Here is a 13498-nt window from a genome sequence, read left to right as displayed (position 1 = left end):
GGGGTCAGCGAATCTCGACGGTCGCGCTGTCGCTGCGGCCGTCGGCGTCCAGCACGGTCACCCGCACCACCCCCGGCCCGGCCGGGCGCCACAGCACCTCGCGCGCGATGGGCGACTGGGCGATGCGCCGGCCGTCGATCAGCCAGGACAGCGGACGCCGCCCGCCGCTGGCGGTCAGGGTCATCGGCTCGCCCCTGCCGTCCGGCCCCAGCGCCTCCAGCACCATATCGCTGACCGGGAAGGTCAGGCGCAGCCGGTCGGTCTGGCGTGATCCGGCCAACTCCACCTCACCCGGCCGCAGGCGCCGCAGCAGTTCCGGCGGCGCGTCGTTGCGCACCGGCCCGGCGGGGCGGCCACGCTCGGCCGGCAGCCGGTCGAACACCTCGAACAGCAGCGGGGCGGCGGTGTTGCGGCCGTAATGGTCGGGGCTGGGCGTGCCGTCCGGCCGGCCGACCCACACCCCCACCGTGTAGCGCCCGGTGACGCCGAAGGCCCAGGCGTCGCGGAAGCCATAGCTGGTGCCGGTCTTCAGCGCCACCGGCCCGCTGCCGCGCAACTCCTGCGCCTGCACCACCCCCGGCGGCGGCGGGGAGCCTTCCAGGATCGCCCGCACCTGCTGCGCCGCGGTGGCCGACAGCAGCCGCTGCTCCGTCCCGTCCGTCTGGTCCAACATTGTCCGCAAGGGCGCCACCAACCCGTCGCGCGCCAGCCCGCTGTAGAGAGTCGTCATGTCCCACAGGCTGATCGAGGCCCCGCCGAGCGCCACCGGCAGTCCCGGCAGCGCCGTGCCGCTGGGCAGCACCAGCCGGGCACCGGCCTTGCGCAACGCCTCGGCGAAGCGCAGCGGGCCGACGCGGTCGAGCACCAGCACCGCCGGCACGTTCAGCGAGCGCTGCAACGCCTCCATCACCGTCAGGTCGCCGGTGAAGCTGCGGTCGAAATTGCGCGGCGCCCAATCGCCGAAGCGGGTGGAGACGTCGGCGATCTGGGTCAGCGGGTGGATGATGCCGTCGTCGAAGCCCAGCCCATAGATGAAGGGCTTCAGTGCCGACCCCGGCGAGCGCACCGCCCGCACCATGTCGATCGGCCCCTGCCGGGTCTCGTCCAGCGCGTCGGGGCTGCCGAGATAGGCGAGGACCGAGCGGTCGCGGTTGTCGACCACCAGCACCGCCAGCCCGGCCTGCGGGTTCAGCGTCTCCGCCGCCCGGCGGGCCATCGCCTCGATTGCGTGCTGCAGCGTGCCGTCAATGGTGGTGGCGATCACCGGCCGGTGGGGTTCGGCGTTGCGCAGCCGGTCGGCCAGATGTGGGGCGGACGCCGGCAGGGACAGGCGCGCCGAGGGCACCGGCAGGGTCTTCGCCTCCGCCACCGCCTTGGGCGGCAGCGCGCCGGCTTCGGCCACCCGGTCCAGCACCTTGTCGCGCGCCGCCTGCGCCCGCTCCGGATAGCGGTCGGGCCGCAGGCGGGAGGGCGATTGCGGCAGCGAAACCAGCAGCGCCGCTTCCGCCGCGTCCAACTCCACCGGCGCTTTGCCCAGCAGCATCAGCGAGGCGGCGCGAATCCCCTCGATGTTGCCGCCATAGGGGGCGAGCGTCAGGTACATGCCGAGGATGTCGCGCTTGCTGTAGCGCCATTCCAACTGCGCCGCCCGCGCCGCCTCGATCAGCTTGGCGCCGAAGGTGCGCGGGCGCGGCTCCAGCAGGCGGGCGACCTGCATGGTGATGGTGGAGGCGCCGGAGACCACCCGCCCGGCTCCCAGATTCTGCGCCGCCGCCCGCAGCACCGCCAGCGGATCGACGCCGGCATGGCTTTCGAAGCGCCGGTCCTCATAGGCCAGCAGAAGCTCGACGAACAGCGGCGACACGTCGTCCACCGTCGCCGGCAGCCGCCACGCGCCGCCCGCGTTGGTGAAGACGCGCAACGGCTGGCCCTTGCGGTCGGTGACCGTCACCGACAGGTCGGCCAGCCGGTCCAGCGGCGGCGGGAACAGCCGGTCTAGCGCCAGCGCCGTCCCGATCAGGGTGGCGACGCCCGCCGCAGCAAGCGCCAACCGCCGCACCCAAACCTTGCGCATCCAAACCCGCGCCAATCGTCACTCCGCCGGATGGACCGTGATCCGCCCGGTGGTCTGGCGAGCGAAGAAGCGCGGCTTGTACATGTCCTCCACCGTGGCGCCCGGCAGTTCATAGCTGCCGGGGGTGATGGCGCGGACGATGAAGGCCAGCTTGAAGGTCTGCTGGTCCTCCGTCAGGTCCACCGCGGCGACATAGCGGTCGTCGCGCGCCTCGGTCGTGCGAGTGTAGCTGAGATCGCCCAGCCACTGCATCTCCTCCGGCGTGCCGCCGCCCAGCTTGGCGTTCTCGATCTCCCAGCCGGCGGGAAGCGCGTGGGTGACCATGCCCTGGTGGAACAGCTTGGTGTTGGCCTCGCCCTCCAGCACGACGACGAAGACGTCGTTCTGCTTGATGCTGTCGAGGTTCAGCGGCTCGCCCTTGCGGGTGAAGAAGTAGCGCTTGATGCGCAGCCCCTCGCGCGCTGCCGGCTGCGGCGCCACCGGCACGCCGGACAGCGACACCGCCTGCCACACCGCCGCCTTGCCGGCGTTGGCGACCGGAATGCCGGCCTTCAGCTGGGCCAGCGTCGGGGTCAGATCGACCCGCGCGCCGTCCTTCTTCGCACCGCCCAACGTCACCTCGACCTTGGCCGGCGCGCCGCGCAGCAGGGCGTCGGCGGCCAGGACCGACCACGCCTTCTCCTGCGTGTTGGTGCGGCCGGCGGCGGTGGCGGAGGCCGGAAGCCGGTCGATCAGCGCCGGGATGCGGGTGCCGGCCATGTCGACCTCGGTCATCAGCGCCACCAGCGCCGCGGCGTCGCGGACGGTGGAGCCGTAATCGACATGCCACTCCTCGCGCGCCAGATGGGAGACCGCGCTGTCGAAGGCGCTGGCCGCCCGCTCCTTGTCGCCCATGCGGGCGAGCGCCGCGCCGAGCTGTCCCTTGGCGAGCGGCGTCGGCAGCTTTTCCAGCGCAGTGTCGTGCAGATAGCGCGCCGGCCCCGGCAGCGACACGCCGGCCAGCGCCAGCGTGTGCAGGGCATAGGCGCGCACCGCCAGTTCCTCCGGCTCGGTCGCGCTGGCGATGGCGCGCTGGCGCAGCCAGGACAGCGCGTCGGTCAGCGGTTTGTCCGGCACCGCCTCCCCCTTCTGCTTGGCGCGGACCAGGAACTCGGTGGCATAGGCGGTCAGCCAGCCGTCGGCCTCGTCATGGGCACCCCACAGGCCGAAGGCGCCGTCGAAGCGCTGCTTGTCGAGCGTGCGGGAGATCGCCTGCTGGACGCGAGCCTCCAGCCCGTCATCCGGCTTGCGGTCCTTGCCCAGCGCCAGTTCGACATCGCGCACCACCAGCAGCGGCAGGGCGCGGCTGACCGTCTGTTCCAGGCAGCCGAACGGATAACGGTCGAGCGCCCGCAGGATGCCGCCGACATCGAAAGGCGGCGCGGTGGTGAAGCTGGCCGACCAACTGGTCGTTCCCGGCAGATAGGTGGCAAGCTCCGCCCCGTCGAAGCGGACGCTCTCGCCAGGGGCGATCTGGCGGGTGAGGAACTGGGTCTCGACCGCGCGGGCCGGGCGGACGGTGATGCCGTAGTCGTGGTTCAGCGCCAGATTCTCCGGCCCCTTCACCGCCACGGCGACATGGCCGATGCCGGCGGCGACGCCCTTCAGCGGCACCACCAGCGTCTTGCGCTCGCCCTTCGCCAGCGGAACGGAGAGATTGCCGCCCTCCACCGAAACCGCGTCCTGCGCGGTGACCGCCACCTCGTAGGTGCCGGCCGCCGCCTCGACATTGTGCAGCGACAGGGTCACGCGGCTGTCGTCACCGGGGGCGAGGAAGCGCGGCAGGATGGCGTCGGCCACCAGCGGATCGCGCACCGTCACCGGCCCGGCGGCCGAGCCGACCCGGCCGCGGCTGTAGGCCACCGCCATCAGGCGAAGCTCGCCGTTGAAGTCGGGCACGTCGAAGCCGATGCGGGCGGTGCCGTCGGCCCCGACCTTCACCGGCCCGTGGAACAGCGAGACCACGGTGAAGGGCACCACCGGCAGCCCGGCACCGCTGGAATCGCCGCCCTGGCGCATGGCGCCATAGGGGCCGTCGAGCGGGTCGATCAGCCGGCCGTAATCGTCGCGGATGTCGAGGCCGAGCCGGCGCTTGCCGAAATAATGCTTCTCCGGCTGCGGGCTGGCGAAGTCGGTCAGGCGAAGGATGCCCTCGTCGACCGCGGCCAGCGTGACATAGGTGTCCTCCATCGACCCGCCATCGGCGGCGGCGACCTTCACCCCGACCTCCAGCCGGCTGCGCGGGCGGATCACCTGCGGCGCGTCGAGCGCGACGGTCATCGTGCGCACCGACGGATCGACACCGACCCAGGCGACGCCCATGGCACGCACCGGCTGGCGCTCCCGCCCCTTGACCGGCGGACGGTAGGCGGTGGCGGTGACATAGGCGCCGGGTCCCCAGGCGGCATCGACCGGGATTTCCACCGTCGCCCCTTCGGCCGGGACCGAGATGGTGCGGACGTCGAAGATGCGGTCGGTCGCCACCGTCACCAGCAGTTCGCCGGCAAAGGGCGGGGCGATGCGGACGCGCGCGGTCTCGCCCGGCTTGTAGGACTGCTTGTCGGTGGAGACCTCCAGCTTGTCCGGGATGTCAGCGGTGTCGTCGCCGCTCGCCCAGCCGGAATAGAAGCGGTAGGAGCTGGCGACGCCGGCCGCCTTGTCCGTGACCTCCAGCCGGTAGCGGCCGAACTCGCGCTTGCCGAGCGCCACCTGCGCCGGCTTGTCGGCGCCGACATCGACGGTTCCGGAGGCCAGCGGCACGTCACGCACCGAGGCATTGTAGCTGTAGCGGCCGTCGCGGCGATACCAGACGAAGGAGACCCGTTCCTCCACCAGTTCCCATTTGACGCCGGGCTTGGCGATGGCACTGCCGTCCGGCGCGACGGCGACCAGATCGAAGGCGGCCTCGCCCCCCTCGCCGATGCGGCCGTCGGAAAAGCGCGGGCGCAGGCCCAGCGCGTAAGTCTTAGGCCGCACCGGGACCGAGACCGACTTGTGCACCGGGCGCCCGCCCGGCTCCGACAGGGTGACGCGGATGTCGGCGCGCAGCGGCTTGCTGGTGTCGGGCACCTCCGGCAGCGTCACGGCGACGTGCGAGACACCCTGCTCGTCGGTGGTCGGGAACTCCAGCGGGTCGAGCCGCTCGGTCGGATTGTCCTGCACCCGGCCGAAACGATAGTCCTTGAAGGCGGGATAGGGCATCGGGTCGGGCTTCAGCGCCACCTCGGCGGTGCCGTCCAGCCCGGCGGCCGGCGGGCCGTAGAGGAAGCGGCCCTGCGCCGTCACCTCGAAGGGCTGGCCCGGCACCAGGATCGGCGCGCTGGCGGTCAGGTCGAGCGCCAGCTTGACCGGCACGAAATCCTCGACCTGGAAGGAGCCGCGGCCGATCGGCTCGCCCTTCGGGTCGCCATAGACCAGCACCTCCCAGCCGCCGAGCGGCGCGGTGCGGGTCAGGTTCAGCGGCAGGAAGAAGCCGCCGGCCTCCTGGCCCTTCAGGGCGCCGCTGTAATATTCGGTACCGCTGGGACGCAGGACCTTCACCGTCAGCGGGAAGTCGCTCACCGCCTCCGTCTTGTCGTCGCGCAGCAGGATCGACAGGTTGACCGTCTCGCCCTGGCGGTAGACGCCGCGGTCGGCATAGACGAAGGCGTCCATCGGCCCAGGCGCCGGACGCCCGCCCACCCCGCGGTCGCTGAGGTCGAAGGCGGCGCCGGTCAGGTCCTGCATGGCGAAATCGGTGCCGAGATAGGCCATCACCATTTCGGGCGCGTTGCCGCCGGTCTTCAGCAGGCCGGGCGCGAAGCGGGCGCGGCCGAACTCGTCGGTCTTCACCCGCGCCAGTTCGGTGTTGTTGCGGGCGACCAGCGCCATGTCCACCCCCGGCAGCGGCTTGGCATTGCCGAAGGAGCGGGCGAAGACGGTCAGCCCGTCGGCGCCACGGAAGCTGGTCAGGCCGATGTCGGACAGCAGGACCCACTGGGTCGCCAGCGCCTCCCAGCGGTCGGACTCCTCGACGTCATGCGGACGGGCGGTGACGACATAGAGGCCGGCCTTGGGATCGTCGCCCACCGCCTGCCGGAAGGGGATCGCGGCGGTGGTGTCGCGGTTGCGCTCGCCCTTCACCTCCAGCGTGCCGGTCCAGACCAGTTCGCCATTCTCCTGGGCCAGCCGGTCGGCGGTATAGCCGGTCAGCTCGCTGAACAGGCTGGCGTCATACTTGTTGGAAACCAGCGCCCGGTCGGCGATGCGATACACCGACACGTCCAGCTTGTCGGTGTTGACGCTGATCACCGGAATGCCGTCGGCGCCCTTGCGCGGCAGGATGTAGGCGGAGCCGCGGAAGGCCGCCATCGACGGCCGATCGGGCACGCGGACGCGCTGGGTCTCGTCGGCCTTCAGCGCCACGCCGTCCTCGCCGGGCAGGCCCTGGCGCAGGGTGACGGTATAGCCGTTGCCATGGGTGACGCCGCGCAGGCACAGGCTGTTGTCACGCGCCTCGATGGCGGTCTTGGTCGGCGGCTCCACCCGGACATAATCGTCGAAGCGCACACCCTGCTTGGCGCTCAGCCGGTCGTTGAACTGGAAGCAGACGCGCGGGCTGCTGCCCTCCGCGTTCACGGTGACGCCGGTCATCGCCAGCCCGGCCTTGCGGCGCATGGCGACGAAGCGCTCCTCCAGCTTCGGCGCGCGGGCGTCGAGTGTCGCCGTGTCCAGCTTCGGCGCCAGCTCGCGAATCGCATTCAGCGCCTTCACCGCCTCGTCCGGCTTGCCGAACGCCTCGTCCATCAGGGTGGCGATGCGCCAGAGGATGGCGACGCGCTCCTCGTCCTTCGGATTGAACTGCCCGGCCATCACGGCGCTCTGCAGCGCGCGGTCCTTGTTTGGCGGGGTGGCAGCCGACCAGGCGGCGCTCAACTCCAGCCAGACCGATGGCGAGCCGCCGCCCTGGGTGATGGTCTTCTCATAGGCCTGGATGGCGCCGGCCATGTCCTTGCGGTCGCGGGCGGCATGGGCCTGTTTCAGCAGGTCGGCGATCACCTGCGGCTTGGGCTGCGGCGGCGATTTCAGCAGCAGCCCGTTGGCATAGGCGGTGGCGTCCGACAGCGCCCCCGGCGGCGTGTAGTCGGCACGGACCGGACCGGCCGCAAAAACCATCACCACGAGGACCCAAAGCAGCGTCAGCAGCCGTGCCATCTTATCGCCTTACAACCGGGAACCGAATCGAACCGGTTATAGCGCCGATAATCAGGCTGCTGCGATAGGCCGAACCGCCGATGCCACTTCTCGGTAGCCTACGGAATCCTCCCTTTCCCCAGGACGGGAGAGTGAAAATCCTCCACCGCCACGCGCACGAAGGCCCGTTCGGCGATGCTGCGGTAGCGGTCGCGGTGGCGAACCAAATGGAAAGGTCTGGCCGGCAGGTCCAGCCCCTCCAGCGCCACGATCCGCCCGGCCGCCAAATCCTCGGTCAGCATCAGGTCGGACAGCACGCTCGCCCCCAAACCGGCGAGCAGAGCCGCGCGGATCATCCCGCCGCCGGGCAGCGTCATGGCGACATCCAGCCCGCCCGGATCCAGCCCCGCCCCGCGCATCGCCGCCTCGAACAGCGCGCGGGTTCCGGAGCCGGGTTCGCGCAGGATCCAGCGCCCGGCCGCCAACTCGTCCCGCCCCACCCGGCCAAGCCCGGCCCAGGGATGGGAGCCGCCAACCACCAGCCGCAGCCGGTCGCCCTCGACCGGTTCGCTGACCAATGCCGAATCGGTCACCACCCCCTCGGCGATGCCCAGCTCGGCCCGGCCGTCGCGCACCGCCTCGGCCACCTGCTCGGTGTTGCCGATCGACAGGTCGACGCGGATGCCGGGATAGGCGGCGGCGAAGCGCAGAAGCCGCGGCGGCAGCCAGTGATTGCCCACCGTCTGGCTCGCAGCCAGCCGCAGCGCGCCGCGCGACAGGCCCGACAGCTCGGCCAGCATGGTCCCGGCCTCGTCCACCTTCGCCAGGATGGCGCGGGCCTGACCGTGGAGAAGCTGACCTGCGGCGGTCAGCTCCACCCGCCGGCCGATGCGGTCGAACAGGCGCAGGCCATGCTCCGCCTCCAGCGCGGCGATGGCAGCGCTGACCGCCGGCTGCGACAGGTGCAGCACCTCGGCGGCACGGGTGAAATGCAGCATCTCCGCCACCGTGGCGAAGATGCGCAGCTGTTCCAGCGTCACGCGAACAGACCGGTGAAGGGCAGGAAATCGACCAGATCGCCGGGATTCACAGCCGTGGCCTCCGCCGGCATGTCGACCAGCCCGTCGGCCTCCACCATCGAGGTCAGCACGCCGGAGCTGTTGCTGGGGAACTTCACGGCGACCGGACGGCCGTCCGCGCCGCGCTCCAGCCGGGCGCGCAGGAACTCGCGGCGGCCGGGCTTCTTGGTGAAGGTGAAGTCGGCGACAACGAGGCTGCGCGGCGTGGCAATGCCGGTCGCACCGGACAGGCGCAGCACCAGCGGCCGGCCGACCAGCAGGAAGGTCACCATCGCCGACACCGGATTGCCGGGCAGCCCCAGGAAGGGCGTGTCGCCGACCCGGCCGAGCGCCAGCGGCTTGCCCGGCTTGATCGCCAGCGTCCACAGATCGATGGAGCCCAGCGCGTTGACCGCCGCCTTGACATGGTCCTCCTCGCCGACCGAAACGCCGCCGCTGGTGACGATCAGGTCGGCGGTGCCGGCGGCCTCGGCGAGGGCGGCGCGGGTGGCGTCCGGCCGGTCGGGCAGGATGCCGAGGTCGCGCACCTCCACCCCCAGCGCGTCGAGCTGGGCGGCCAGCGTGTAGCGGTTGGCGTCATAGATGGCGTGGTCGGGCTTGGGCGTTCCCGGCTCCCGCAGCTCGTCGCCGGTGGAGAACAGCACAACGGTCAACCGCTTGCGCACGATCAGGCTGGAGCGGCCGACCGCGGCGGCAAGCCCGACCTCCTGCGCGCGCATGCGCTGGCCGGGATGCAGCACCACCGCGCCGGCGGTCATGTCCTCCCCGGCCAGACGCACGTTGGAGCCGCGCTTCAGCGAGGCCGGGACCAGCACGGCATTGCCGTCGGTCCGGCAATCCTCCTGCATCGCCACGGTGTCGACCCCGGCGGGAACCGGTGCGCCGGTGAAGATGCGCACCGCCTGCCCCGCCCCAACGATGCCGTCGAATTTCGATCCGGCCGGCACACGCCCGACGATGTCCAGCCGCCGGAACCCCTCCCCCGCCGCGGCGGCGAAGGCCCAGCCGTCCATGGCGGAGACGTCTGCCGGCGGCACATTGACCGGGGCCACCACCTCCTCCGCCAGCACGCGGCCGAGCGCCTGGCGCAGCGGCACCTCCTCCGTCCCGGTCACCGCGCCATACCCCTGCGCGACGCGGGCGACCGCCTCGTCCAGCGACAGGGGAATGGGGCCGTGTGCGGAGCAATCGTCCATGGTCTCGGTGTCCTTGATGAGGTGGGCCGGCCGGGCACCGGCGGAATTGCGGTCAGACTCCGCCCTTCCTATCGCCAACTGCAGCCCACGACGTTGATCCGCGTCAAGGCTCTGTTTGGGCCTGGCGGCATTCCTGCCGCTCAGGCGGTCTCCGCCCGCAGCCAGTCCAGATAGTCCGGGTTGCCGCGCCCCAGCGCCAGTTCGACGACGCAGGGGGTGTCGTAGCTGTGCAGGTCGCGCACGCGGGCGGTGAGGCGGTCGAACAGGGAAGATCGGGTCTTGGCGATCAGCACCGCCTCGTCGGCCTGCTCCACCGCGCCGTTCCAGCGATAGACGGAGGTCATGCCGTCCAGCACGTTGGCGCAGGCGGCCAGCCGCTCCTCCACCAGACTGCGCCCGATGCGCAGCGCCTCCTCCTTCGAACCGGCGGTGATGTAGGCGAAGACCAGACCGTCGTCATGGGTTTCAGGGCGGGTCGCTGGGCTGGTTTCCGGCATGGGGAAAACCCCCTCCTTTTCGATGCACCTGTGCCGCGCTTTCGCGTAGGATGCCCGCACTTTGCCACAGCCCCCATGGGGGCCGGCAATCCCCTGTCCGATCCCGTATCCGCAAGAGCAGCCCGTCCCATGGCCAAGTCCCGCCGTTCCTCGTCCCGCAGCGCCCCGTCCGACGTTCAGGGGGCATGGCTGCGCCGCGGACTGGACCAGCCGGGCGGCAAGCTGCCGCTGTTCGACGAGCGCGGCCAGCGGGTGAAGAAGGCGACGGTGGAGGCCTGCCTGAAGGCCGGCTGGGCGGAGCGCTGGTTCGACAATCCGCTGAAGCCCGACTGGCTGGTCTGCCGCCTGACCGAGACCGGCCGTACCGCGCTCGGTGGAGATGACCACGGCGACACCGCCCCGGTCGGTGAGGTGCAGGCCGATGTTCGGCAAGGCGCGCTGATTTAAAAGAGAAAAGCGGCGATCGGCCCGGCGATGCGGTCTACTGGGCCGCTGGTTTACTGCGCCGCTTCGGCCAAGCCGCTTCCGCGCCTGATCCGCAGCTGGCGGTCTACCTCCGCCTGGAGCTGGCGCGGAGTCACCGGCTTGTGCAGGACGGCGACGCCGTGGGCGGAGGCATCGGCCAAGGTATCGGCGCCGGTCTCGCCGGTCAGAATCAAGGCAGGAACCTCGGCCCCATAATGTGCGCGCACGCGGCGGATCACCTCGGTGCCGACGCGACCTTCGCGCAGACGGTAATCGGCGATGACGATGTCCGGCACGCGCCCCAGCGACTCCAACCGGTCCATCGCCCGGTCGGCGCTGTCGGCGGCGACGACGCGGAAGCCCCATTCGGTCAGCACCGTCTGCAACCCCAGCAGCACCACCGCGTCGTCATCGACCAGAACCGCCAGCCGCGGCCGGTCGATGGCCGGCGGCCGTTCCGGACCACCCGGCCGTCCGGCCAGGAATCGGGCCGGGGCCAGCGGCACCAGGACGCGGAAGGCCGATCCCTGCCCGTGGACCGATCGGACCTCGACGGGATGGTCGAGCAATTGCGACAGCCGCCGCACGATGGCGAGCCCCAGCCCCAGCCCGCGCAGCCGGTCACGCTCCGGATTGCTGACCTGATGGAACTCGTCGAAGATGCGGTCGAGATGTTCGGGCGGGATGCCGATGCCGGTGTCCTGCACCTCGATCGCCAGCCGGTCGCCGCCGGGCGCGGCGTCGATGCGGCAGCGGATGCGGATCGCGCCGGCCTCGGTGTAGCGCAGAGCGTTGTCGACCAGATTGCGCAGCAGTTGCATCAGCAGGCCGCGGTCGCTGCGCAGGACCGCCTCGCAGCTCTCCACCCGCCAGACCAGCCCCTTGGCGGTCGCCTGCTCGCCATAGGCGGCGTCGAGCGCGTCGGTGATCTCGCTGATCTCGAAGGTGTCCAGCACCGGCGTCACCACGCCCGCTTCCAGCCGCGACACCTCCAGCAGCCCGTCGAGCAGGCCCTTCATGGTGTCCAGCCCCTGGTCGAGCCGGGACAGCAGATCGCGCCCGTTGTGGTCGCCGACATGGCGGGCGAGTGCAGCGGACAGGAAGAACAGCGCCTGGAGCGGCTGGCGGAGATCGTGGCTGGCGGCGGCGAGGAACTTCGATTTCGCGAGATTCGCGCGCTCGGCTTCCTCCCGGGCGGCATCGCGCTCCGCTTCCAGCGACTGAAGGCGATGAATGAGACTCATGCTTCGACCACGGCTCTCACGGAGGATGATGGGGTTCCCGAAGGCGCCCCGTTTCCATTTTCGAACAGAACCGGGGATAATGTTAAACTGCATTAACCATAATCATGCTGCAGCGCGCAACCCCTCCCAGGCATATGTGCCGCATGGGCAGGGTCCATGAAGAAAAGGTTAATGGTGGTTCATATGCGAAAGCCCCGGCATTTTTCCGGGGCTTTCCGCATTCGGGACTCGATAAGCGGTCCTGCGCCAAACGTCGTGGGCAAACCTTTCGAGAGACCGGCCCTCAGAACCCCCGACGGACGGCCATGTGGATTTCGCCACGGGTCAGTCCGATGTCGGACAGTTCGGCGTCGGACATATGGTTCAGCTCATCTTCCGCACGATGAAGTTCAATCCGTTCGCGGACCCAATGAACGACACGTTGAAAGAGGGTGTTTTCCTTTGTTCCGGCGGCAAACAATTCACCGGACGAAGACTGCATCGAAGAATAGGCCATGTTGATCTCCTGCGTTTGGCGCCGATTACATGAGCCTATTTTGCCTTTCGCACCCGCGAAATCAATGGCCGACCCTCTGCGGCCCGGCGTCGGCAGACCTGCGGGAATTCGATAGAACATTCGTGGGCAAATCAACGCAGGCACAAAAAAACGCGCGGGGGTCTCCCCCCGCGCGTCTTTCGGAACAGTGGCTTGGCCGCCGGTCCGCTTACTTCACGCCCGGCTTGCGCGACAGGTTATGGTGCGCCTCGATGTAGCGGACCGTGCCCGACTTGGAGCGCATGATGACCGAGTGGGTGTAGGCGCCGCCCGGGAAGCGGCGGACGCCCTTCAGCATGGCGCCGTCGGTCACGCCGGTGGCGGCGAACATGACGTTGCCGCGCGCCAGTTCGTGCAGGCTGTACTTCTTGTCGAGGTCGGTGACGCCCCACTTGGCGGCGCGCGCCTTCTCGTCGTCGTTGCGGAACAGCAGACGGCCCTGGAACTGGCCGCCGATGCAGCGCAGGGCCGCGGCAGCCAGCACGCCTTCCGGCGCGCCGCCGGAGCCGACATACATGTCGACGCCGGTGCCGGCCTGGCTGGTGGCGATGACGCCCGACACGTCGCCGTCGTTGATCAGCATGATGCGGGCGCCGGCTTCACGGACGCGGGCGATCAGCTCGGCATGGCGCGGACGGTTCAGGATGCAGACCAGCAGCTCCTGCACCTCGGTGCCCTTGGCGGCGGCCAGCGCCTTCAGGTTGTTGGCCGGGGTCTCGTCCAGGTCGACGATGTTGTCCGGCAGGCCGGCGCCGACGGCGATCTTGTCCATGTAGACGTCGGGGGCGTTCAGGAAGCCGCCCTCCTCCGCCATGGCGATCACGGCCAGCGAGTTCGGGCCGCCGGTGGCGCAGATGGTGGTGCCTTCCAGCGGGTCGAGCGCGATGTCGACCTTCGGACCGGAACCGATGCCGGCACCGACCTTCTCGCCGATGTAGAGCATCGGGGCCTCGTCGCGCTCACCCTCGCCGATGACGACGGTGCCGTCGATGTAGAGCGTGTTGAGAGCCTGGCGCATGGCGTCGACCGCGGCCTGGTCGGCCAGCTTCTCGTCGCCACGGCCCATCAGCAGCGAGGCCGACAGGGCGGCGGCCTCGGTCACGCGGACGGCCTCCAGCGCGAGGTTGCGGTCCATATGGGACAGATCGACATGCGTAGACGGCGTAGACATCGTGTGCTCCCCCCGACTCTTCGGTC

9 protein-coding genes are annotated in these 13498 nt (G+C 70.4%); 1 reads left to right on the top strand and 8 read right to left on the bottom strand.

The features are described from left to right. Positions 1–4: 4 nt before the first annotated feature. From pbpC to cutA, 5 genes are all read right to left on the bottom strand, one after another. The gene (pbpC, locus tag M5E06_RS03970) at positions 5–2074 is read right to left on the bottom strand and encodes a penicillin-binding protein 1C (RefSeq protein ID WP_252137231.1); all 2070 of its coding nucleotides are present in this window, start codon (positions 2072–2074) and stop codon (positions 5–7) included. 18 nt (positions 2075–2092) lie between these two features. Beyond that, positions 2093–7306 carry an alpha-2-macroglobulin family protein gene (locus M5E06_RS03965; RefSeq protein ID WP_252137230.1) on the bottom strand — a complete coding sequence of 1738 codons (5214 nt, stop codon included), beginning with the start codon at positions 7304–7306 and terminating at the stop codon, positions 2093–2095. A gap of 98 nt (positions 7307–7404) precedes the next feature. Next, positions 7405–8325: a LysR family transcriptional regulator gene (locus tag M5E06_RS03960; protein ID WP_252137229.1), complete on the bottom strand. Its 921-nt coding sequence runs from the start codon at positions 8323–8325 to the stop codon at positions 7405–7407. After that, positions 8322–9560, bottom strand: a complete 1239-nt coding sequence (locus M5E06_RS03955; protein ID WP_252137228.1) for a molybdopterin molybdotransferase MoeA — start codon at positions 9558–9560, stop codon at positions 8322–8324. The genes M5E06_RS03960 and M5E06_RS03955 overlap by 4 nt, the downstream gene beginning before the upstream one ends. A 140-nt stretch (positions 9561–9700) precedes the next feature. Continuing rightward, on the bottom strand, positions 9701–10057 hold the full coding sequence (cutA, locus tag M5E06_RS03950) for a divalent-cation tolerance protein CutA (RefSeq protein ID WP_252137227.1): 357 nt from the start codon (positions 10055–10057) through the stop codon (positions 9701–9703). 129 nt (positions 10058–10186) lie between these two features. Here cutA and M5E06_RS03945 point away from each other — a divergent pair, with 129 nt between their 5' ends. Then, positions 10187–10504 (top strand): hypothetical protein, encoded by a 318-nt coding sequence (locus M5E06_RS03945; RefSeq protein ID WP_252137226.1) that lies wholly within the window; start codon positions 10187–10189, stop codon positions 10502–10504. A 50-nt stretch (positions 10505–10554) separates the two neighbouring features. Here the strand turns inward: M5E06_RS03945 and M5E06_RS03940 are convergent, their stop codons facing one another. The 3 genes from M5E06_RS03940 to glpX form a co-directional block, all read right to left on the bottom strand. Beyond that, positions 10555–11766 (bottom strand): hybrid sensor histidine kinase/response regulator, encoded by a 1212-nt coding sequence (locus M5E06_RS03940; RefSeq protein ID WP_109151469.1) that lies wholly within the window; start codon positions 11764–11766, stop codon positions 10555–10557. Between the two features lie 283 nt (positions 11767–12049). Next, positions 12050–12262 carry a DUF1127 domain-containing protein gene (locus M5E06_RS03935; protein WP_158281976.1) on the bottom strand — a complete coding sequence of 71 codons (213 nt, stop codon included), beginning with the start codon at positions 12260–12262 and terminating at the stop codon, positions 12050–12052. A gap of 208 nt (positions 12263–12470) precedes the next feature. Continuing rightward, entirely contained in the window at positions 12471–13472 is a 1002-nt protein-coding gene (gene glpX, locus M5E06_RS03930) for a class II fructose-bisphosphatase (RefSeq protein WP_199230844.1), read from the bottom strand. Positions 13473–13498 lie beyond the last annotated feature (26 nt).

The sequence above is a fragment of the Azospirillum sp. A1-3 genome (assembly GCF_023806445.1).
Lineage (GTDB): Bacteria > Pseudomonadota > Alphaproteobacteria > Azospirillales > Azospirillaceae > Azospirillum.
This window is presented reverse-complemented; position numbering and strand designations above follow the sequence as displayed.

Bases quoted from the DNA above. Each gene is read 5' to 3' on its own strand.
- M5E06_RS03940 (WP_109151469.1), bottom strand. From the start codon at position 11,766: ATGAGTCTCATTCATCGCCTTCAGTCGCTGGAAGCGGAGCGCGATGCC.
- M5E06_RS03945 (WP_252137226.1), top strand. From the start codon at position 10,187: ATGGCCAAGTCCCGCCGTTCCTCGTCCCGCAGCGCCCCGTCCGACGTT.
- cutA (WP_252137227.1), bottom strand. From the start codon at position 10,057: ATGCCGGAAACCAGCCCAGCGACCCGCCCTGAAACCCATGACGACGGT.
- M5E06_RS03935 (WP_158281976.1), bottom strand. From the start codon at position 12,262: ATGGCCTATTCTTCGATGCAGTCTTCGTCCGGTGAATTGTTTGCCGCC.
- glpX (WP_199230844.1), bottom strand. From the start codon at position 13,472: ATGTCTACGCCGTCTACGCATGTCGATCTGTCCCATATGGACCGCAAC.
- pbpC (WP_252137231.1), bottom strand. From the start codon at position 2,074: ATGCGCAAGGTTTGGGTGCGGCGGTTGGCGCTTGCTGCGGCGGGCGTC.
- M5E06_RS03955 (WP_252137228.1), bottom strand. From the start codon at position 9,560: ATGGACGATTGCTCCGCACACGGCCCCATTCCCCTGTCGCTGGACGAG.
- M5E06_RS03965 (WP_252137230.1), bottom strand. From the start codon at position 7,306: ATGGCACGGCTGCTGACGCTGCTTTGGGTCCTCGTGGTGATGGTTTTT.